Source organism: Rheinheimera sp. (assembly GCF_030690345.1).
In the GTDB taxonomy this organism is placed as follows: domain Bacteria; phylum Pseudomonadota; class Gammaproteobacteria; order Enterobacterales; family Alteromonadaceae; genus Alishewanella.
Genome location: NZ_JAUYGV010000001.1, coordinates 433819 through 454708, shown reverse-complemented (window position 1 = coordinate 454708; position 20890 = coordinate 433819). Strand labels below are relative to the sequence as shown.

The 20890-nt window shown below is 50.8% G+C and carries 22 protein-coding genes; 20 read left to right on the top strand and 2 right to left on the bottom strand.

Annotated features, from left to right (window positions below; translation table 11 throughout):
* Positions 1 to 3 precede the first annotated feature (3 nt).
* Positions 4 to 708: an HAD family hydrolase gene (locus tag Q8O77_RS02185; RefSeq protein WP_305551197.1), complete on the top strand. Its 705-nt coding sequence runs from the start codon at positions 4 to 6 to the stop codon at positions 706 to 708.
* Between the two features lie 135 nt (positions 709 to 843).
* On the opposite strand, the gene Q8O77_RS02180 is transcribed toward Q8O77_RS02185, so the two are convergent.
* The gene (locus tag Q8O77_RS02180) at positions 844 to 1443 is read right to left on the bottom strand and encodes a nucleoside triphosphate pyrophosphatase (protein ID WP_305551195.1); all 600 of its coding nucleotides are present in this window, start codon (positions 1441 to 1443) and stop codon (positions 844 to 846) included.
* 54 nt (positions 1444 to 1497) lie between these two features.
* Here Q8O77_RS02180 and yceD point away from each other — a divergent pair, with 54 nt between their 5' ends.
* The 19 genes from yceD to prpF all read left to right on the top strand — a co-directional run bounded on the left by yceD (position 1498) and on the right by prpF (position 19748).
* A complete protein-coding gene (gene yceD / locus Q8O77_RS02175; RefSeq protein WP_305551193.1) occupies positions 1498 to 2100 on the top strand; it encodes a 23S rRNA accumulation protein YceD in 603 nt (200 codons plus the stop codon).
* A 16-nt stretch (positions 2101 to 2116) separates the two neighbouring features.
* Positions 2117 to 2281: a 50S ribosomal protein L32 gene (gene rpmF, locus Q8O77_RS02170; protein ID WP_008223049.1), complete on the top strand. Its 165-nt coding sequence runs from the start codon at positions 2117 to 2119 to the stop codon at positions 2279 to 2281.
* A 6-nt stretch (positions 2282 to 2287) separates the two neighbouring features.
* A complete protein-coding gene (gene plsX / locus Q8O77_RS02165; RefSeq protein ID WP_305551190.1) occupies positions 2288 to 3328 on the top strand; it encodes a phosphate acyltransferase PlsX in 1041 nt (346 codons plus the stop codon).
* Positions 3329 to 3334: 6 nt separating this feature from the next.
* Entirely contained in the window at positions 3335 to 4294 is a 960-nt protein-coding gene (locus tag Q8O77_RS02160) for a beta-ketoacyl-ACP synthase III (RefSeq protein WP_305551188.1), read from the top strand.
* Between the two features lie 39 nt (positions 4295 to 4333).
* Entirely contained in the window at positions 4334 to 5269 is a 936-nt protein-coding gene (fabD, locus tag Q8O77_RS02155; protein ID WP_305551186.1) for an ACP S-malonyltransferase, read from the top strand.
* A 9-nt stretch (positions 5270 to 5278) separates the two neighbouring features.
* Entirely contained in the window at positions 5279 to 6025 is a 747-nt protein-coding gene (fabG, locus tag Q8O77_RS02150) for a 3-oxoacyl-ACP reductase FabG (RefSeq protein WP_305551185.1), read from the top strand.
* 136 nt (positions 6026 to 6161) lie between these two features.
* Positions 6162 to 6398, top strand: a complete 237-nt coding sequence (acpP, locus tag Q8O77_RS02145; protein WP_068231583.1) for an acyl carrier protein — start codon at positions 6162 to 6164, stop codon at positions 6396 to 6398.
* Positions 6399 to 6478: 80 nt separating this feature from the next.
* Entirely contained in the window at positions 6479 to 7717 is a 1239-nt protein-coding gene (fabF, locus tag Q8O77_RS02140) for a beta-ketoacyl-ACP synthase II (protein WP_305551183.1), read from the top strand.
* Between the two features lie 116 nt (positions 7718 to 7833).
* Positions 7834 to 8592 carry an aminodeoxychorismate lyase gene (pabC, locus tag Q8O77_RS02135; RefSeq protein WP_305551182.1) on the top strand — a complete coding sequence of 253 codons (759 nt, stop codon included), beginning with the start codon at positions 7834 to 7836 and terminating at the stop codon, positions 8590 to 8592.
* The gene (mltG, locus tag Q8O77_RS02130) at positions 8586 to 9596 is read left to right on the top strand and encodes an endolytic transglycosylase MltG (protein WP_305551180.1); all 1011 of its coding nucleotides are present in this window, start codon (positions 8586 to 8588) and stop codon (positions 9594 to 9596) included. The genes pabC and mltG overlap by 7 nt, the downstream gene beginning before the upstream one ends.
* The gene (tmk, locus tag Q8O77_RS02125; RefSeq protein WP_305551178.1) at positions 9593 to 10219 is read left to right on the top strand and encodes a dTMP kinase; all 627 of its coding nucleotides are present in this window, start codon (positions 9593 to 9595) and stop codon (positions 10217 to 10219) included. Before mltG ends, tmk begins: the two co-directional genes overlap by 4 nt.
* Positions 10220 to 10222: 3 nt before the next feature.
* The gene (locus Q8O77_RS02120; RefSeq protein WP_305551176.1) at positions 10223 to 11140 is read left to right on the top strand and encodes an AAA family ATPase; all 918 of its coding nucleotides are present in this window, start codon (positions 10223 to 10225) and stop codon (positions 11138 to 11140) included.
* An 11-nt stretch (positions 11141 to 11151) separates the two neighbouring features.
* The gene (locus tag Q8O77_RS02115; RefSeq protein WP_305551174.1) at positions 11152 to 11478 is read left to right on the top strand and encodes a PilZ domain-containing protein; all 327 of its coding nucleotides are present in this window, start codon (positions 11152 to 11154) and stop codon (positions 11476 to 11478) included.
* 15 nt (positions 11479 to 11493) lie between these two features.
* On the top strand, positions 11494 to 12276 hold the full coding sequence (locus tag Q8O77_RS02110; RefSeq protein WP_305551172.1) for a TatD family hydrolase: 783 nt from the start codon (positions 11494 to 11496) through the stop codon (positions 12274 to 12276).
* 529 nt (positions 12277 to 12805) lie between these two features.
* Positions 12806 to 13489 carry a GntR family transcriptional regulator gene (locus Q8O77_RS02105; protein WP_305551170.1) on the top strand — a complete coding sequence of 228 codons (684 nt, stop codon included), beginning with the start codon at positions 12806 to 12808 and terminating at the stop codon, positions 13487 to 13489.
* 1 nt (position 13490) lies between these two features.
* Entirely contained in the window at positions 13491 to 14375 is an 885-nt protein-coding gene (gene prpB, locus Q8O77_RS02100) for a methylisocitrate lyase (protein ID WP_305551168.1), read from the top strand.
* A gap of 35 nt (positions 14376 to 14410) precedes the next feature.
* A complete protein-coding gene (gene prpC, locus Q8O77_RS02095; protein ID WP_305551166.1) occupies positions 14411 to 15538 on the top strand; it encodes a 2-methylcitrate synthase in 1128 nt (375 codons plus the stop codon).
* A 437-nt stretch (positions 15539 to 15975) separates the two neighbouring features.
* On the top strand, positions 15976 to 18561 hold the full coding sequence (gene acnD / locus Q8O77_RS02090) for a Fe/S-dependent 2-methylisocitrate dehydratase AcnD (RefSeq protein WP_305551164.1): 2586 nt from the start codon (positions 15976 to 15978) through the stop codon (positions 18559 to 18561).
* A complete protein-coding gene (gene prpF / locus Q8O77_RS02085; RefSeq protein ID WP_305551162.1) occupies positions 18561 to 19748 on the top strand; it encodes a 2-methylaconitate cis-trans isomerase PrpF in 1188 nt (395 codons plus the stop codon). Before acnD ends, prpF begins: the two co-directional genes overlap by 1 nt.
* A 25-nt stretch (positions 19749 to 19773) precedes the next feature.
* On the opposite strand, the gene Q8O77_RS02080 is transcribed toward prpF, so the two are convergent.
* A complete protein-coding gene (locus Q8O77_RS02080; RefSeq protein WP_305551160.1) occupies positions 19774 to 20745 on the bottom strand; it encodes an integron integrase in 972 nt (323 codons plus the stop codon).
* Between the last annotated feature and the right edge of the window lie 145 nt (positions 20746 to 20890).

The window sequence follows — 20890 nt, the reverse complement described above, 5'->3', positions numbered from 1 at the left end:
CCGATGCAAAATGTAGTAGCAGTTCAGGCTGCAGCAGATAAGTTGGTAACCGATAAGTTCGTAGCAGAGAAAGTGTCGCTGGTCATTTTTGACTGGGACGGCACAGTAATGGACTCAGTGGGCCGTATTGTTTCGTCGTTGCGTTCGGCCGCCAGAATAAGCGAGCTTGCAATACCAACAGAATTTGCAACGAAGCAAATTATTGGCCTGAGCCTGGATCCGGCGTTTGATATTTTGTTTCCTGGTATAACCGATGACAAACGCCAGTTAATGTTTCAGCATTACCGTGAGCATTATATGCTGCATGATACGACACCCACGCCTTTGTTTGCTGGTGTTGAGCAGGTGCTGGGGCAATTAAAAGACAGCAATATTAAACTTGCTGTGGCAACCGGAAAGCAGCGCAGAGGCCTGACGCGGATGTTTGCTGAGACGGGACTGGAAAAATACTTCGATACCAGCCGCTGTGCCGATGAAGCGCAGTCAAAGCCGCACCCGGATATGCTGCAGCAAATTCTGCGTGAGCTGGATTTGCCGGCGCAGCAGGCGGTGATGGTGGGCGATACCAGCCATGATATGAAGATGGCGCAAGCTATTGCGATGCCGCGCGTTGGTGTAACCCATGGCGTGCATGGCCGCGACGTATTAAGCCAGTTTGCACCCAAAGCCATTATCGATACGATGCCGGAATTATTGCAAGTCATATAAACGCGGATTATGTCGGGTGGGTTCGGTTTGCTCTAAGGCAACCGTTGCAGGCCAGGATGGCCGAATCGAGCCCCCATGGATGGGTTCACGGCGTGTTGCCGTGGGCAAACCGGATTCACCATTACACTGATTTTGTCAGCTAAGCAGCACATTAATGCCTTCATTTAACAGCATCTGGTTTAGCCGGATCAGTGGCAGGCCAATCAGACTATTGGGGTCGTCACCGCTGAGTTTACTGAATAAGCTAATGCCCAGGCCTTCGCTTTTAAAGCTGCCGGCACAGTCCAGCGGTTGCTCTTTGTCGATATAGGCAATAATTTCGGCATCGCTCAAAATGCGAAAACTAACGTTAAACGGCTCAACACTAACTTGTATCTTGCCGCTTTGCACATTAACCAGCGCCAGCCCGGTCAGAAAAGTGACGCTATTACCGCTAAAGCGGCGTAATTGCGCCAGTGCGTTTTCCACGCTGTGCGGTTTACCGATAATATCGTTGTTAAACAGCGCCACCTGGTCTGAGCCAATAACCAAACCTGAGCTTAAACCTGCGGCCACAGCCTGTGCTTTGGCTGTGGCTAAACGACGCACTAATTGCTCTGCGCTCTCGTTTGCCAGCGGTGTTTCGTCAACCTGCGGTTTGACGGTGTGAAACTGCGGCGTTAACTTTGCCAGCAACTGGCGGCGGTAACTTGAAGTCGAAGCCAGATACAGCGCTGGCAAAGTGGGCTCAGTCATTGATAAATAGCCTTTTTATGCAGAATGTGCGGCACTATAAACAGAATGATAAAAATGCGCGAGAAAAACGACAAATATCTGTCGGATCCCTTTGACAGCGCAGGGGCGCTTCTATATGATGCGCGCCTTATGCAAAAAGTAAAAATACCCGTTACTATAGATCCGGTTAAAGCAGCGCAAAAGCGCTCTGATTATGAAGGCTTCGTGCCGCTCGTAAATTTAACCCGATTAACACAAAGCCTGCTTAATCCGCAAGGCGAGGTAACGGTACGAGTTGAATGCGGTACTGACCAGCAAGGCCTGACTGTAATACAGGGTAGCGCTTCTTGCGAAGTGAGTGTAACCTGCGAACGTTGTAGCGAAAGCATGACTGTGTCGCTGGACTGCAATTTTGCATACACTTCGGTTAAGCCGGGTGATGACGCTGCTTTGGAATTAATTCCTGAGCGTTACGACGTGGTCGAGAAAGACGAACACGGCGAAATAAATTTACGACAGTTAGTGGAAGATGAGCTGATTCTGGCTTTACCACTGTTCCCAATGCACGACGAAGCGGTTTGCGCCGTTAGTGCGGCATTGATGAGCTTTGGTGATATCGGGCCGGAACCGGAAAAACCCAATCCTTTCGCTGTACTGGCAGAATTAAAGAAAAAGTGAGTTTAGGAGAAATACCATGGCTGTTCAGCAAAACAAAAAATCACGTGCACGTCGCGATATGCGTCGCTCACACGATGCATTAACTGGCCCAACGCTGTCAGTTGATTCTACTACCGGTGAAACGCATCGTCGTCACCACATTACTGCCGATGGTTACTACAAAGGCCGTAAAGTAAAATAAGTCCGGATGCAGCCGGTGCAGCCAACTAAGCTGACACTTGCATTAGACATGATGGGGGGCGATCACGGCCCCCATTCTACTATTCCTGCCGCTCTGGCAGCGATCTGCGAATTCCCTCAGTTACACCTTATTTTGTGTGGCGACGAAGCTAATTTAACTGAGCAACTCAAGTTGCACGGTGTTTTTCCGCATCCGCAATTAAGCCTGCGCCACAGCACACAAATCGTTACCATGGCCGATAAGCCGTCGGTTGCGCTGCGCTCTAAGCGTGATTCCTCTATGCGCGTGGCGCTGGATTTAGTCGATAAAGGCGAAGTGCAGGCCTGTGTCAGTGCCGGCAATACCGGGGCGTTAATTGCCATGGCGCATTTTGTACTGAAAATGCTCAACGGTGTAGACCGGCCGGCGTTAATCAGCGCTTTACCCGCGGTTGAAGGCAATCCGGTGTATATGCTGGATTTAGGCGCCACAGTAAACTGTGATGCCGATACCTTATTTCAGTTTGCTGTAATGGGCGCCGTAATGGCCGAAGAAGTTATCGGCATCAGCAAGCCGAAAGTGGCGTTGCTGAATATGGGCGAAGAAGAGATTAAAGGCTCGGATCAAATAAAGCGCGCTTCGATGTTGCTGTCAGACTGCAACGACATTAACTATATTGGTTATATTGAAGGCAATGACATTTTTACCGGCAAGGCAGATGTGATTGTCTGTGACGGCTTTGTCGGTAATGTGGCGCTGAAAACCTGTGAAGGTGTGGCCAAGCTTATCCTACGGCGCTTTGAATCGAGCATTAAAGACAAGGTTACTGCGCAATTATTCGGCTGGTTAATCAAACCTTTTATAAAAAACCTTTATCAGGGCGTGAACCCCGACCACTATAACGGTGCAAGTCTGATAGGATTGCGCGGAATTGTAGTGAAAAGTCATGGAAATGCGACAAAAGATGCATTTCTAAGTGCCATCCGTCAAGCGGTGCGCGAGGTTGAACGCCAGGTGCCCGCTAAGATTAAAGACCGGTTGGAACACGTATTAATTGATAAAGCGTAGGTCCTCATGTATTCACGCATTATAGGTACCGGGAGTTATTTCCCGTCGCAGGTTCGCAGTAACGCTGATCTGGAGTCTATGGTTGAAACCACAGACGAATGGATTATTGAACGTACAGGCATTAAAGAGCGCCGTATTATCGGTGACAACGAAACCGTCTCTACTATGGGTGCGCAGGCGGCGTTAAAAGCCATTGAAGCGGCCGATATTGATAAAAACAGCATAGATATGATTATCTGTGCTACCACCAGCGCATCACGCGCCTTACCCAGTTCAGCTTGTGAAATTCAGCGTGAGCTCGAGATCCCGGCCATTCCTGCCTTTGATATCGCCGCCGCCTGTGCCGGCTTCTGTTATGGCCTGAGCGTAGCAGATCAGTATATTAAAAGCGGTATTGCCAAACGCATCTTAGTGATTGGCTCTGACTGTTTATCGCGTTTAATATCGCCGGAAGACAGAAGCATGGTGATCCTGTTCGGTGACGCCGCCGGTGCCGTGATACTGGAAGCGTCTGAGCAACCGGGTATTTTATCTACCCATATTCATGCCGACGGCAAATATTCAGAACTGCTGTATGTCGATAACCCAATACGCGGTGATGAGCAATCGGTGCACCAGTCATGGGGTTCAATGAAAGGCAACGACGTATTTAAAGTGGCCGTGACCAAACTCTCCGAAGTGGTCGAGCAGACGTTGGCGGCTAACAATCTGGATAAATCACAGATCGACTGGCTGGTACCGCACCAGGCTAACCTGCGCATTATTGCTGCCGTGGCACGTAAATTAGATATGTCGATGGACCAGGTGGTGATTAACCTTGACCGCTACGGCAATACCTCAGCGGCGACAGTGCCGACAGCGTTGGATGAAGCCATTCGTGACGGCCGTATTCAACGTGGCCAAACGCTGTTGCTGGAAGCTTTTGGTGGTGGTTTTGCCTGGGCTTCAGCGCTGGTGCGTTATTAAATCCGCGCCTCGTTAATTTACTTATTCGCAGGACCAAAGATGACAACAAAACTTGCAATCGTATTCCCGGGGCAGGGCTCCCAAAGTGTTGGCATGCTGGCTGATTTATATCAGCAGTTTGATGTGGTAAAAGACACATTCACCGAAGCCTCAGCTGCGCTGGGTTATGACTTATGGGCGCTGGTGGCTAATGGCCCGGAAGCCGATTTGAATGAAACTCACCGCACTCAGCCGGCACTGTTAACGGCATCTGTAGCGGTGTGGCGTTTATGGCAGCAGCAAGGAGGCGCGCAGCCTGCTTACTTTGCCGGCCACTCGTTGGGTGAATACTCCGCCCTGGTTTGTGCCGGGGTATTATCGCTGGCCGATGCGGTAAAGCTGGTGGAAAAACGCGGTAATTATATGCAGTTGGCGGTGCCGGCCGGTGTTGGTGCTATGTCAGCCATTATCGGCCTGGACGATGCCGCTATTGCTGTGGCGTGTGAGCAGGCCGCACAAGGCGAAGTAGTATCGCCGGTGAATTATAACTCGCCCGGCCAGGTAGTAATTGCCGGCCATAAAGCTGCGGTAGAGCGGGCCGGTGAGCTGTGTAAAGCGGCCGGTGCCAAGCGTGCCTTACCATTGCCGGTCAGCGTGCCATCGCACTGTGCTTTAATGCGCCCGGCGGCAGATAAATTAGCCGGCGATTTAGCGGCACTTAACTTTAATAGTGCTGTCATACCGGTGGTAAATAATGTCGATGTTGCCATTGCTGCCGATGCCGCTGCGGTAAAAGATGCGTTAGTACGCCAGTTATACAGCCCGGTGCAGTGGACGCAAACCATTGAATGGTTAGCTGCACAAGGTGTGACACAAGTGTTAGAACTGGGCGCCGGCAAGGTGTTAAGCGGTTTAATTAAGCGCATAGATAAAAATGTAACTGCTGCTTCAGTTGGCGACGTTGCTTCGCTGCAAGCCGCATTGGCAGCAGAATAAGGATTAACGATGACAAATTTTATTTCTTTAGAAGGCAAAGTGGCACTGGTAACCGGTGCCAGCCGCGGTATTGGCCGCGCCATCGCCGAGCAATTAGCCGCTTTGGGTGCCAAAGTTGTTGGTACGGCCACCTCTGAAAAAGGCGCCGAAGCCATTAGCAGCTACCTGGCTGACAACGGCTGTGGCATGGTGTTAAATGTGGGCGACACCGCTTCTATAGAACAATGTTTAGAGCAGATAAAAAACCAGTTTGGAGATATTGATATTCTGGTTAATAATGCCGGCATTACGCGCGATAATCTGCTGATGCGGATGAAAGATGAAGAGTGGTTTGACATTATGCAAACCAACTTAACCTCGGTATACCGGTTAAGCAAAGCGGTAATGCGCACTATGATGAAAAAACGTTTTGGTCGCATTATCAGTATTGGTTCTGTTGTCGGTTCTATGGGTAATGCCGGTCAGACCAATTATGCTGCGGCTAAAGCCGGGGTATTAGGCTTTACCAAGTCGCTGGCAAAAGAAGTCGCATCACGCGGTATTACGGTTAATGCCATAGCGCCCGGCTTTATTGATACCGACATGACTAAAGAGCTGTCGGATGAGCAAAAACAAGCTATTTTTGCTCAGGTACCGGCCAACCGCTTAGGCCAGCCGGAAGAAATTGCTGCCACAGTGGCGTTTTTAGCGTCAACTCAGGCTGCTTATATCACCGGTGAAACAATTCACGTAAACGGCGGTATGTATATGGTGTAAGTTTATGTTGCTAAGCAGGTTTGACCAGCGCAAAATGCTGTTCTGTTTGCTTGCAACAATTCTGGCTTACGCATAAACTAGCGCCACACAAAATTGCACGAACTGTTGCGATTTATATGAGAAAAAGGAAGAAAAGATGAGCAACATCGAAGAACGCGTTAAGAAAATCATCATTGAACAATTAGGTGTTAAAGAAGACGAAGTTAAGCACGAAGCGTCTTTCGTTGACGACTTGGGCGCTGACTCACTGGACACAGTTGAGCTGGTAATGGCGCTGGAAGAAGAGTTCGATACTGAGATTCCGGACGAAGAAGCTGAGAAAATCACTACTGTTCAGTCTGCTATTGATTACATCAAAGCACACGCTGAGTAAGTTATCAGCTTACAGAACGGGTAGCTAAGCTACCCGTTTTCGTTTCAGGTCCGATAAAAATTTCCATGGCGGAGGGTTTTGTGGCAAAACGTCGTGTTGTAGTTACCGGTTTAGGCATGTTAACGCCGCTGGGTAATGATGTTGCCTCAAGCTGGCAAGGCTTACAGCAAGGTAAAAGTGGTATATCACTGATCGAGCATTTCGATACCAGTGCGTACACCACTAAGTTTGCTGGTTTGGTGAAAAACTTTGATGTAGAGCCGTTTTTTTCAGCCAAAGAGGCGAAAAAAATGGATCTGTTTATTCAATACGGTGTGGCTGCCGGTATTCAGGCATTTCGTGACTCCGGCATCGAAATTACAGAGCAAAATGCGCCACGCATTGGTGCGGCAATTGGTTCCGGTATTGGTGGTTTGGGGTTAATTGAAGAGAACCATACTAAATTGATCAACAGTGGCCCTAAGCGGTTATCACCGTTTTTTGTGCCATCGACCATTATTAATATGATTGCCGGCCAGCTGTCTATTTTGCTGGGCTTGCAAGGGCCGAATATCAGTATTGTTACTGCCTGTACTACCGGCGTACACAATATTGGCCATGCGGCCCGCATGATTAGCTACGGCGACGCTGATGTGATGGTAGCCGGCGGTGCGGAAAAAGCCTCTACGCCGTTGGGCATGGGCGGTTTTGGCGCCGCTCGGGCGTTGTCTACCCGCAATGACGCGCCACAGCAAGCCAGCCGGCCCTGGGATAAAGACCGTGATGGTTTTGTGCTGGGCGACGGCGCCGGTGTTATGGTGCTGGAAGAGTACGAGCATGCTAAAGCCCGCGGCGCAAAAATCTATGCCGAACTGGTTGGTTTTGGCATGAGTGGTGATGCATATCATATGACGTCTCCACCGGAAAACGGTGCCGGTGCCGCTTTAGCGATGAAAAATGCGCTGAACGATGCGCAGGTTAATCCGGAGCAGGTGGCGTATATCAACGCGCACGGTACTTCAACACCGGCCGGTGATATAGCAGAAACCATGGCGATTAAATCGGTATTTGCCAACAACGTTGACAAGCTGATGGTAAGCTCGTCCAAATCGATGATTGGTCACTTGTTGGGAGCCGCAGGCTCGGTAGAATCTATTATTACCGTGCTGTCACTGCAGGACCAATTAGTTACGCCAACCATTAATCTGGATAACCCGGATGAAGGTTGTGATTTGGACTATGTGCCACACCAGGCACGCCAGGTGTCGATGGAGTACGCCTTGTGTAACTCGTTCGGTTTTGGTGGCACCAACGGTTCTATCTTGTTTAAACGCGTTTAATCTGCTGTTTTAACACGCATAATTTACTGTTTTAACCAACAAAGGCTGCTTGATGCAGCCTTTGTTTTATCTGCTTTTTAAGGCATACTGCTGCTTTTATTAACCTGGTAATATGCGTGCAATCGGTTATCCCGGCAACAGATCGTAGTTTTAACTATGGCGACGGTATTTTTACCACCATGCAGGTGCGTGATGGTTGCATACAGCTGTGGCCATTGCATTTGCAGCGTCTGCAACGTTCTGCCGCGCAATTGGGCTTTGCTGCTATCGATTGGCAAGCGCTGCAACAGCAAGCGCAAGCAGCAATAACCGCACCAGAGCAGGTGATAAAACTGTTGGTGTCGCGCGGTGAGGGCGGTCGCGGCTACGCTGCGGCAGATGTCGGTGCGCCCGGGGTGTATATCTTTGCCAGTCCGATGCCGGATTATCGTCATGCCCAACAGCAGGGTATTCGTCTTGGTATTGCCAGGCTGCAATTGGCGGTACAACCTCTGTTGGCGGGCCTTAAACATAATAACCGGCTGGAACAGGTGTTGTTAAAACAAGAGCTGGCCGGCACCGGGCATGATGATTTGCTGGTGCTGGATCAACAGGGCTTTATCACCGAAGTCAGTGCCGCGAATGTGTTTTTACACCGTGACGGCGTATGGCATACGCCAGAGTTGCTTCGCGCCGGTGTAGCCGGTGTTATGCGGCAACATATTATGCAACAGGCCGATATAACCCCGGTTAACTGGGCTGTCACTGAGCTTGAGTCGGTTGACGCCATGTTTATTTGTAATGCCTTAATGGGCATAGTGCCGGTGCACAGTATAGAAGGCCGCGGCTTATCTGTGCGCACGGTACAGCAGTTTTCAAAGCAGGTACTATGTTAAAAACACTGAAAGTTATGCTGTTCACCGGCATATTACTCGGCCTTGGCTATTATTTTTCGGTACGTTATGTAGAGCAAATTCCGCTTAATTTATCCGGCGATATACATACAGTAGCGCAGGGCAGTTCGGCGCTCAGGCTCTGCCGGCAGTGGCAGCAACAGACGCTGTTGACTGAAAGCCAATGCCTGATGCTGCGGCTTTACCTGAAATTACACCCCGAAGATGCGGCTGTGCAGCAGGGGGTATACCGGATCTCAACTGAAAAAACGTTATTACAGGTACTGACGCTGTTTCGCAGTGGCAAAGAAGCCCAATTTTCACTGACCTTAATTGAAGGTGAAACACTGCAGCAGAGCTTAATCCGGCTGCAACAGGCAGAGTATTTACACCAGGATATAACCAACGCAGAGCAGGTGTTGCAGCTGCTGCAATGGCCTGAAGATTGGGGGCCAGAGCCACAGCACGGTGAAGCGCTGCTGTATCCTGATACCTACTATTATACTGCCAACAGCAAAGCCAGTGAGCTGGTTAAGCGCTCGCAACTGGCACTGCTGAGTGAGCTCGACACTGCCTGGCAGCAGCGTTATGGCGAGTTACCGCTGCAAAACCGCTATCAGCTGTTAATATTGGCGTCGATCATTGAAAAAGAAAGCAGTTATCCGCCGGAGAAAACCCTGGTGGCGTCGGTGTTTGTTAACCGGCTGCAAAAGAATATGCGCTTGCAGACCGATCCAACCGTTATCTACGGTATTGCGGATTTTAACGGTAATATTACCCGTGCCGATTTAAACAACCCGCATCCGTACAATACCTACCGCCATCGTGGCTTACCGCCCGGCCCGATCAGCCTGGTTGGCCGCGCTTCTTTGCTGGCAGCGGCGCAGCCGGCTGAAACCGACCTGTATTACTTTGTCAGCAAAGGTGATGGCAGCCATCAGTTTTCAGCTACGCTGGAGCAGCATAACGCCGCAGTAAGAAAATACATTTTGGGAAACAAGCCATGAAGGCAGCAGCTAAATTTATTGTGGTAGAAGGCCTTGAAGGTGCCGGCAAAAGCAGCGCTATTGCACACGTTAAGCAATATCTGCAGCAATTGGGCGTGGAAGTGGTATGTACGCGGGAGCCCGGTGGTACGCCACTGGCCGAAAGCCTGCGTAACCTGGTTAAGCAAGTACAAACCACTGAGGTTGTTGCGCCGCAAACCGAGTTGTTGCTGATGTATGCTGCCCGTATGCAATTGTTGTGTAATGTGATTAAACCGGCCTTAGCACAGGGCAAGTGGGTGCTGGCCGACCGGCACGATATGTCATCGCGTGCCTATCAGGGCGGTGGCCGTCAGTTGGACGAAGCCTTTATTAATCAGTTACGCAACGCCGTGCTGGGCGATCTGCGGCCGGATTTAACCCTGTATCTGGATATTGACCCGGCGATAGGGCTGGAGCGGGCGCGCCAGCGTGGCGAGCTGGATCGGATAGAGCAGGAACAATTGGTGTTTTTTCAGCGTACCCGGCAAAAATACCTGCAGATTGCCGCAACAGAGCCCAATATCGTAGTAATAGACGCCGGCCAGTCGCTTGAGCAAGTACAGCACAGTATTACGGCTGCGCTGAACAAGGCATTAGGCTAAATTATGCTACCCTGGCTTGTGCGCTACCAGCAGCAATTTATACCTCTGTTGGCAAATCAGCGTTTGGCGCATGGTTTGTTGCTCAGCGGTGTTGAAGGTATCGGTAAATCGGCGTTGGCCAATTGGTTGGCCGCGGCGTTACTTTGTACTGAGCTGACCACAGAGGGTGGCACGGGGCCGGTGGAAGCTTGCGGAAAATGTAAGAGTTGTTTGCTGCGACTTGCCGGCAACCATTCAGACTTACTGATAGTAGATAACAGCGCCGGCAGTATCGGCGTGGATGCTGTGCGCCGGCTCAGTCAGTTTATGCATGGCCGGGCGCAGCAGCAATTAAATAAAGTGGTGCTGCTGGCCCAGGCAGAAAAACTCACCGAAGCTGCCGCCAATGCGCTATTGAAAACATTGGAAGAGCCACCGCAAAACAGTTTTTTGATTTTGCAAACCAGTGCTGCGGCGACCTTGCCTGCCACTTTGCTCAGCCGCTGTCAGCAATGGCCGCTGGCAGCGGAGTCAGGTAACGAAACACAACACTGGCTGGCGCAGCAAAGTAACCGGGCAGTGCCGGATTTTTTGCTGGCGTATTGTGCAGGCGGGCCGTTAAAAGCATTAAAGCTGCTGGAGTCAGGTGAAGCCTATAAGCTGCAAACCTTAATCCAGACGTTACAACAATTTTTTGCCGGACAGCTGGCACTGGCCGATTGCACTAAACAGCTAGAGAGCAGCAGCGAGCTGCGCCAGTTATTGGGCTGGTTTTTACGCCGGCATTTATTGCCCGCGTTAACTACACAAGAGCCGCAGCGTGTGCTGGCTATTCATCAGTTGTACAATCGTTGGTGCCGTGACGAAACACAAATTTTAGGGCAGAATAGGCCGTTAGCACTAAGTGCGTTACTAACTGAATTAACACGGCTGCGAGGCTAAGCGGAGGAGTTATGGAAGAGTTGTCGATTGGATTTAATGACATTAAAGAGCTGTACCGCAGTTATATGCCGTTTTTGAAAAGCGGCGGTTTGTTTGTCCGCACGCCCAGACAGTACAAAATGGGCCAGTCTCTGGCATTAAGCGTTACACTGCCGGACGCGCTGGAGCCGTTGTCGGTGTCGGGTAAAGTAGCGTGGATCACGCCGCACGGCTCACAAAGCTCGAGCCCTGCCGGTATCGGTATTACCTTTATTGATGATAAATCACAATTAGGCGCCAAGATTGAGAAGTTGCTTGGCGGTATGCTGAACTCGCCGGATCCTACTTATACCATTTAAGCAGAGAGTATTATTTTGTTTGTAGATTCACATTGTCACCTGGACCGGCTGGAGCTGGACAAACTTGGTTTAACGCTGCCGCAGGTTATTGCCGCCGCACAGGCAAAACAGGTAGAGCACATGCTGTGTGTTTGTGTCAGTCTGGCGGAATTTGAGCAAATGTCGCAGTTAGTTGCCGCCTATCCACAGGTGTCTGTGTCTTGCGGTGAGCATCCGCTACATCAGCAGGACGTTATCGATGCTGAATTATTGCTGCAGCAGTGCAGCCGGGCGCACGTTGTTGCGGTGGGAGAAACCGGGCTGGATTATTTCTACTCACCAGACTCTAAACTAAGCCAGCAGGCGGCTTTTGTCAGCCATATACAGGTGGCTAACCAGGTTAATAAGCCGTTGATTATTCATACGCGGGATGCACGTGCCGATACGTTAGCCTTAATGCGTAGCCATAATGCTGAGCATGCCGGTGGTGTATTGCACTGTTTCACCGAGAACTGGGAAATGGCCAGTGCAGCGCTGGACATGGGGTTTTATATCTCTATTTCCGGCATTATGACCTTTCGCAATGCTGATGAACTGCGCGATGTGGTGAAACAGATACCACTGTCGCGTTTACTGATAGAAACCGATTCGCCTTATCTGGCGCCGGTGCCATTTCGCGGTAAGACCAATCAGCCGGCGTATGTCACTGCCGTGGCAGAGGCTATTGCGCAGGTAAAGGGTATCAGCCTTGAGCAACTGGCACATGCCACTACAGAGAATTTTTATAACCTGTTTCAGTTGGTTAAAAAAGCCGCATAATTTCAATTATTTAATAAAAGAAGCCCGGAACCAATCCGCATTGTTCCGGGCCTAGGGGAATGGCTCATAGGGAATGAGCCGTGCGCTATCGTTACAACCATCAAACAGTTAAGGTAAGATCCAGTTTAGTTAAAAAGCAGATTTTTTCCTCTGCCACTTAGCGCAGCAATGCCCTTGATGCCGATATCAATTTTCCATTTTACACCCGGTTTATCCTCAGGTTATCCCCAGCTTGTTCCGTGAAGCAGGCAGCTTTACTGCGTTGAACCTGTTTTAGGGGCGGCGTTACTGCACACTGTCGTTAGGCGATCCGTGAATTAGAATTGTTGTTTTTATAAACAAACAGTCTGAAAAAAGCTCTGGCGAAACTCGAATAACTGTGGGCGCTAATACAAACTTCTGTATCGTGCACTGTAAAGAACATCACACAGACTTTGGTCTTATTGTCGACAATATGCTTTGCGTATGGCTTGACTTAAACGCTAAAAGGCTTTAAAACTAACCAATCTTAATTTTATGTCGACAATCTATGGCCGCGTTGCATCCATCTTTACGCTCACCCATTACTGCTGCAGACAGAGTATTATTGGAAATTCAGCGTGCTATTGTTGAAGGCGAGATAGCGCCGGGCAGCAAAATCAGTGAGCCCGAGCTGGCAAAGCGTTTTGATTTGAGCCGCGCGCCGCTGCGTGAGGCCTTAGCCCGGCTGGAACGCTGCCATTTAATTGAACGTATTCCTAACGCCGGTGCCAGGGTAGTGAAATTGTCGACACAAGGGTTGCTGTCGTTGTATCAACTACGTGAAACCTTAGAAGGTATGGCCTGCCGTTTAGCGGCAGAGCATATGGCCGACAGCGAAATTGCTGAGTTGCGTGCTTTGCTTGATCAGCATCTGAACACCCAGCGGGTACGCGAAGGCGAAAGCTATTATCAGGAAGCCGGTGATCTGGATTTTCATTACCGTGTCATCCTGGGCAGTAAAAATGACTATCTGATTAATATTCTTTGCGACGAGCTGTATTACCTGGTACGGATGTACCGCGTGCAATTGGGCATGAACGGGCCACGGGTATCACGGGCATTTGACGAACATAAAGCTATTCTTAATGCCATTGCCAACCGCGATGGTGAACTGGCCGATTTATTGATGCGCCGCCATATAGCCGCATCAAGGCGCAATATTGAAAAACAACTGGAACAAACGGGGACTTAACATGAGCACAGTTACTGCCGGACAAAAATTCCGCGCCGCGATAAGCGCCAACACACCGCTGCAAATCGTCGGCACCATTAATGCCTATACGGCAATGATGGCAGAGCGCACCGGCCATCAGGCACTGTATTTGTCCGGTGCCGGTGTGGCTAATGCCTCTTTTGGCTTGCCGGATTTGGGCATGACGTCATTAAACGACGTATGCGAAGATATCCGCCGCATCACCGCCGCTACCAGCCTGCCGTTGTTAGTCGATGCAGATACCGGTTGGGGTGGTGCTTTTAATATCGCCCGCACGGTAAAAGAGATGACCCGCGCCGGTGCCGCCGGTTTTCATATTGAAGATCAGATAGCGCAAAAGCGCTGTGGCCACCGGCCAAATAAAGAGATTGTATCTTTAGATGAAATGGTCGACCGCGTAAAAGCCAGTGTGGATGCCCGCAGCGACGAGAGCTTTTTTATAATGGCACGCACCGATGCCTTGGCGCAGCAAGGCTTAGACGCCGCCATTGAGCGCGCTCTGGCCTGTGAAGCCGCCGGTGCCGATGCCATTTTTGCCGAAGCGGTGTATACGCTGGAGCAATATCAGGCTTTTACCAAAGCATTAAAAGTGCCGGTACTGGCCAATATCACTGAATTTGGCCAAACGCCGCTGTTTAATAAAGCCGAACTAGGTTCTGTGGGCGTGGCTATGGTGCTGTATCCGTTAAGTGCGTTTCGGGCTATGAATAAGGCCGCACTGAATGTGTACCAGTCCATTTTAGCTAATGGCGATCAGAAGGCGGTGGTAGACAGCATGCAAACCCGCGCCGAGCTGTACGACTTTTTAAACTACCATAGCTTTGAGCAAAAACTGGATCAGCTGTTTAGCAGCAAACAGAAATAAGCCAGATTAAATTAAAAGAAAACGGGGACAAGACAATGGCAAATGCAAAACAATTAACCGGTGCCGGCCTGCGTGGCCAGGTGGCAGGTAAAACGGCGTTATCAACTGTAGGTAAAACCGGCTCAGGCTTAACCTACCGCGGTTATGATGTAAAAGATTTAGCCGCCAGCTGCAGTTTTGAAGAAGTGGCGCACTTAATTTTAAAAGGTGAGTTGCCGACAAGCGCAGAGCTGAATGCCTATAAAGCCAAACTGAAAAGCCTGCGCGCTCTGCCACAGGCTTTAAAAGATGTGTTGGAGCGTATTCCGGCCAGCGCCCACCCGATGGATGTAATGCGCACCGGTTGTTCTATGCTGGGTAACCTGGAAACAGAAGCCAGCTTTGCACAGCAACAAGACGCCAGCGACCGGATGTTAGCGATTTTCCCCGGCCTGGTGAACTACTGGTACAACTACAGCCACCATGGTAAGCGCGTTGAGGTAGAAACCGACGCTGATTCTGTTGCTGAGCAATTTTTGTGGACCTTGCACGGCAAAAAGCCAAACGCACTGCATGTTGAAGTGATGCAAGCCTCGCTGATTTTATACGCCGAGCATGAGTTCAATGCATCTACCTTTACTGCCCGCGTTTGTGCTTCAACCCTTAGTGATATGCACTCTTGCGTTACCGGCGCTATCGGTTCACTGCGTGGCCCGTTGCACGGCGGTGCTAACGAAGCGGCGATGGAGCTGATTGAGAAAATGGCTAACCCGGATGATGCCGAGCAAAAGCTGCTGGGCATGCTGGAGCGCAAAGAAAAAATTATGGGTTTTGGCCATGCGGTATATTCAGACTCAGACCCGCGCAATGCGGTAATTAAAGCCTGGTCAGAAAAGCTGGCCAAAGCCAACGGCGATACGCGTTTATATGATGTGTCTGAGCGTTGCGAAGCGGTAATGTGGCGCGAGAAAAAGCTGTTTTGTAATGCGGACTTCTTCCATGCCTCGGCCTACAACTATATGGGTATTCCGACTAAGCTGTTTACACCGATTTTTGTTTGCAGCCGTTTAACCGGTTGGGCAGCACATGTGATGGAGCAGCGCGCGGATAACCGTATTATCCGGCCAAGTGCCGATTACGTGGGTGTAGAGCCGCGCAGCGTGAAGCCGATAGCGCAGCGTTGAGTGAAGTTGCAACTGATCGGTTGCAACACCCGCCATGCTCGCCACAGCAACTACGCAGGACTTTCCTGTCCTGCGCCAGAGGCCAGCCGAAGGCTGTTCAAATTCGTTCCAGACGAATTTGTCGTCCTTATGCCTACGGCAGGACTCAGACACTCTGTGGCTGCGCTAGCGGGGTTCCAACCTCACATTGCAGAATGCATCAGCAACAAGTGATAAAGCCAAATCGGCTTGATCTAAACCAACCGTTGAAGCCCCGGACGGGCTGACAAATTCGTCAGGAACGAATTTGAACAGCTCCGCTGGCCCAAGGGGGGAACTTCAGGGAAGAAGTTCATAAACGAGCCCCCAGGGATGGGTTTACGGCGTGTTGGTGTGGTCAAGCCGGTTTGTGCGTTACACCACAGTCTGGTCACAACCAAGACAAACAGGTAAACACTATGAACAGCCAATACCGTAAAAAATTGCCCGGCACAGCGCTGGATTACTTCGACACCCGGGCCGCTGTCGATGCGATAGAACCGGGCGCTTATGCCAAACTGCCTTATACCTCGCGCGTGCATGCCGAAAACTTAGTGCGCCGCTGCGACCCGGCCATGCTTACAGATGCGCTAAAGCAGCTGATTTACCGCAAACGCGATTTAGACTTTCCGTGGTTCCCGGCCCGGGTGGTGTGCCACGATATTTTAGGCCAAACCGCTTTGGTCGACTTAGCCGGCCTGCGTGATGCTATCGCGGAAAAAGGCGGCGACCCTGCCAAAGTAAACCCGGTAGTGCCCACCCAGTTAATCGTTGATCACTCCTTAGCTGTAGAGCATGGCGGCTTTGAAAAAGATGCCTTTGCAAAAAACCGTGCTATTGAAGACAGACGCAACGACGATCGTTTTCACTTTATCAACTGGACGAAAAAAGCCTTTAAGAATGTTGATGTCATACCGCCTGGCAACGGCATTATGCACCAGATTAATCTAGAGCGGATGTCGCCGGTGGTACACGCCATAGACGGCGTGGCGTTCCCTGACACCTTAGTGGGTACCGACAGCCATACGCCGCATGTCGATGCGCTGGGCGTTATTGCCATTGGCGTAGGCGGTTTAGAGGCTGAAAGCGTAATGTTAGGCCGGGCCAGCTGGATGCGCCTGCCGGATATTATCGGCGTAGAGCTAACCGGCAAAGCCCAACCCGGCATAATGGCCACCGACATAGTGCTGGCGCTGACCGAATTTTTACGCAAAGAAAAAGTGGTGTCGGCCTATTTAGAGTTTTATGGCGCAGGCGCCGGCAGCTTAAGCCTCGGCGACAGGGCCACTATCTCCAATATGACACCGGAATACGGTGCCACAGCGGCGATGTTTTCTATTGATCAGCAAACGCTGGATTACTTAACCCTGACCGGCCGCGAACCACAACAGGTTAAGCTGGTTGAAACCTACGCTAAAGAAGCGGGCTTGTGGAGCGACAGCTTAATAACCGCCGAGTACGAGCGGGTGCTGAAGTTTGATTTATCCGGCGTTGGCCGTACCATGGCAGGGCCGTCTAACCCGCATGCGCGACTTTCTACCAGCGACTTAACGGCCAAAGGCATTGCCGGTAAATACGTATTGGAAGAGGGTAAAATGCCCGATGGCGCGGTGATTATCGCTGCTATTACCAGCTGTACCAATACCTCTAACCCGCGCAATGTTATTGCTGCCGGCTTATTAGCCCGCAACGCCAACAAACTGGGCTTAACGCGCAAGCCCTGGGTTAAAACCTCACTGGCACCGGGCTCTAAAGCCGTACAACTGTACTTAGAAGAAGGCCACTTGCTCAGCGAGCTGGAGCAGCTGGGCTTTGGTATTGTCGGCTTTGCCTGCACCACCTGTAACGGCATGAGCGGTGCACTGGACCCGGTTATTCAACAAGAAGTAATAGCGCGCGACTTATACGCTACGGCAGTGTTATCCGGTAACCGTAACTTTGACGGCCGTATTCACCCGTACGCCAAGCAAGCGTTTTTGGCTTCTCCTGCATTGGTTGTCGCCTACGCCATCGCCGGCACTATCCGCTTTGATATCGAAAAAGATGTACTGGGTTATCATGACGGCAAGGCCATTACGCTAAAAGATATCTGGCCAAATGACGCTGAAATTGATGCAGTAGTTGCTGCCAGTGTAAAACCGGAGCAGTTCCGTAAAGTGTACGAGCCGATGTTTGCCGTTGAGGTAGATTACGGTGACAAAGTATCGCCACTGTACGATTGGCGGCCACAAAGCACTTATATTCGTCGCCCACCTTATTGGGAGGGGGCACTGGCCGGCGAGCGCAGCTTAACCGGTATGCGGCCACTGGCGCTGTTGCCGGATAATATTACTACTGACCACTTGTCACCGTCGAACGCCATTATGCTCGACAGCGCCGCCGGCGAATACCTGCACAAGATGGGCCTGCCGGAGGAAGATTTTAACTCTTACGCAACCCATCGCGGTGATCACTTAACCGCGCAGCGCGCTACCTTTGCCAACCCCAAGCTGATTAATGAAATGGCCGTGGTTGATGGCAAGGTAAAACAAGGCTCGCTGGCACGGCTGGAGCCGGAAGGCAAAGTAACCCGCATGTGGGAAGCGATAGAAACCTATATGCAGCGTAAGCAGCCGTTAATTATTATTGCCGGCGCCGATTATGGCCAGGGCTCGTCACGTGACTGGGCGGCCAAAGGTGTACGGCTTGCCGGGGTAGAAGCGATAGCGGCGGAGGGCTTTGAACGTATTCACCGTACTAACCTGGTGGGTATGGGCGTACTGCCGCTGGAGTTTATGCCGGGCACTAATCGCAAAACGCTGCAGCTGGATGGCACAGAGACCTACGATGTAACAGGTGAGCGTACGCCACGCAGCACATTAACGCTGGTTATTCACCGCACGAACGGCGAAAAGCTTGAGGTGCCGGTAAGGTGCCGGTTGGATACGGCAGAAGAGTTGTCGATTTATGAAGCCGGCGGTGTACTGCAGCGCTTTGCGCAGGACTTTTTGCAGGGAGCGGTGTAATGACGGCACCACAAATAAAAATCCCGGCTACCTACATGCGCGGCGGCACCAGCAAAGGCGTATTTTTTAAACTGGACGATTTACCCAAGGCCGCGCAAGTGCCCGGCACAACGCGTGACAACCTGCTGCTACGGGTAATCGGCAGCCCGGATCCGTACGGCAAACACACCGATGGTATGGGCGGCGCCACCTCCAGCACCAGCAAAACGGTGATTTTAAGCAAAAGCGCCAAAGCGGATCATGACGTCGATTATCTGTTCGGCCAGGTAGCGATAGACAAGCCGTTTATCGACTGGAGCGGTAACTGCGGCAACTTAACTGCAGCTGTGGGGTCATTTGCTATCAGCAACGGCTTGGTCGCTGCTGAGCGGATCCCGCAAAATGGTATCTGCACTGTGCGCATCTGGCAGGCGAATATTAAAAAAACCATTATTGCACATGTGCCAATAACCAACGGCGAAGTGCAGGAAACCGGTGACTTTGACCTGGACGGTGTTACTTTTCCGGCAGCAGAAGTGCAAATTGAGTTTTTAGACCCGGCCGCCGATGAAGGCGAGGGCGGCGGTGCTATGTTCCCCACCGGCAACCTGGTCGATGATTTAGAAGTGCCGGGTATCGGTACTTTTAAAGCTACGCTAATTAACGCCGGCATCCCGACTATTTTTGTAAACGCCACCGATATCGGTTACAGCGGCACTGAGTTACAAGACGCGATAAACGGCGATGCCGCCGCACTGGCACGTTTTGAAACCATCCGCGCCTACGGTGCGGTAAAAATGGGCCTGATACAGGACGTCAGTGAAGCTGCTGCACGGGCACATACACCAAAAATTGCTTTTGTCGCACCGCCTGCAAGCTATGTATCATCCAGCGGTAAGCAGGTAAACAGCGAAGATATCGACCTGCTGGTGCGGGCGCTGTCGATGGGCAAACTGCACCACGCCATGATGGGCACGGCCGCGGTAGCCATTGGCACCGCAGCAGCAATACCAGGCACCTTAGTAAACCTGGCTGCTGGTGGGACGGAGCGCGAAGCAGTGCGCTTTGGTCACCCGTCCGGCACCTTGCGCGTTGGCGCAGCCGCAACACAGGTTAACGGCCAATGGACAGTAACCAAAGCCATAATGAGCCGCAGTGCACGGGTGCTTATGGAAGGTTGGGTAAGAATTCCCGGCGATTGTTTCTGAAAAAAAGGCGCTGCGGCGCCTTTTTTTACAACAGTTGCGACAGCGGGCTTTTTACGGCATTGCCGCCTTGTTTTAATACATGGGTATAAATTTGGGTGGTTTTTACATCGGAGTGGCCAAGCTGCTCCTGCACCGTACGGATATCCATACCCGCTTCGAGTAAATGCGTTGCGAAGGAATGGCGTAAGGTATGACACGTTACCTGTTTAGCGAGCGCAGCTTTTTTCCCTGCAATGCGTACTGTTTTTTGCAAACCAGATTCATCAATATGATGCCGTCTAAGCACATTAAACTGTGGGTCGATACTTAAGCGGGCAGAAGGAAACAAATACTGCCAACCCAGATCTTTTGGCGCTGCCGGGTATTTGCGCGCCAAAGCAAACGGCAACCACACGCCGGTAAATTCAGCAGTCTGCATATCCTGCTGGTAAAACGCGTCTACCAGATCAATTTGCCGGCGCAACGGCTCAATGAGTTCTGGCGCCAAAGTTACCCTGCGATGTTTACCGCCTTTACCATGCCACACCATCAGCGATAAATAGTCAAAATCAACAGCATTAACCCTAAGCCTAACCGCTTCCATTAAGCGCAGGCCGCTACCGTACAGCAGCTGCGCCAGCAGTAAATACTGCGGATCAATACAGGCTAAGAGCGTTTTAACCTCGGGCTTGGTTAGCACTACAGGCAACTTGCGCGGCTTAGCGGCCTGATTAAAGTTTAAGTTCAACGCCAATGGCCTTTTAAGTATTTCTTTATACATAAAGCTCAAAGCATTAAGTGCAAGCGCCTGTGTTTGCACCGCTACATTTCGGCTAACCGTCAGATGGGTTAAAAACTGTTCTACGTGCTCATCTTGCAAATCACTGGGGTGACGTTTTTTGTGAAATAAGATAAAAAACTTAATCCAATGCAAATAAGTTTCAACAGTCCGCTTTGCATAGCGTCGGGTATACATTTCCTCCGCAATGAACTGCATAAAAGGCGATGATTCAGGCATGACGACACTCCAAATAAGCACTGTTTAAGTATACAGTTAATTTTAAAATGTCAAGCAGGTCTTGTTAGACGGAAAAATCCGTACTTTTCTATCTGAAGCGAATATTTGAATCACTAAATCGTTGTAAATTTAGTTAATTCTCAGT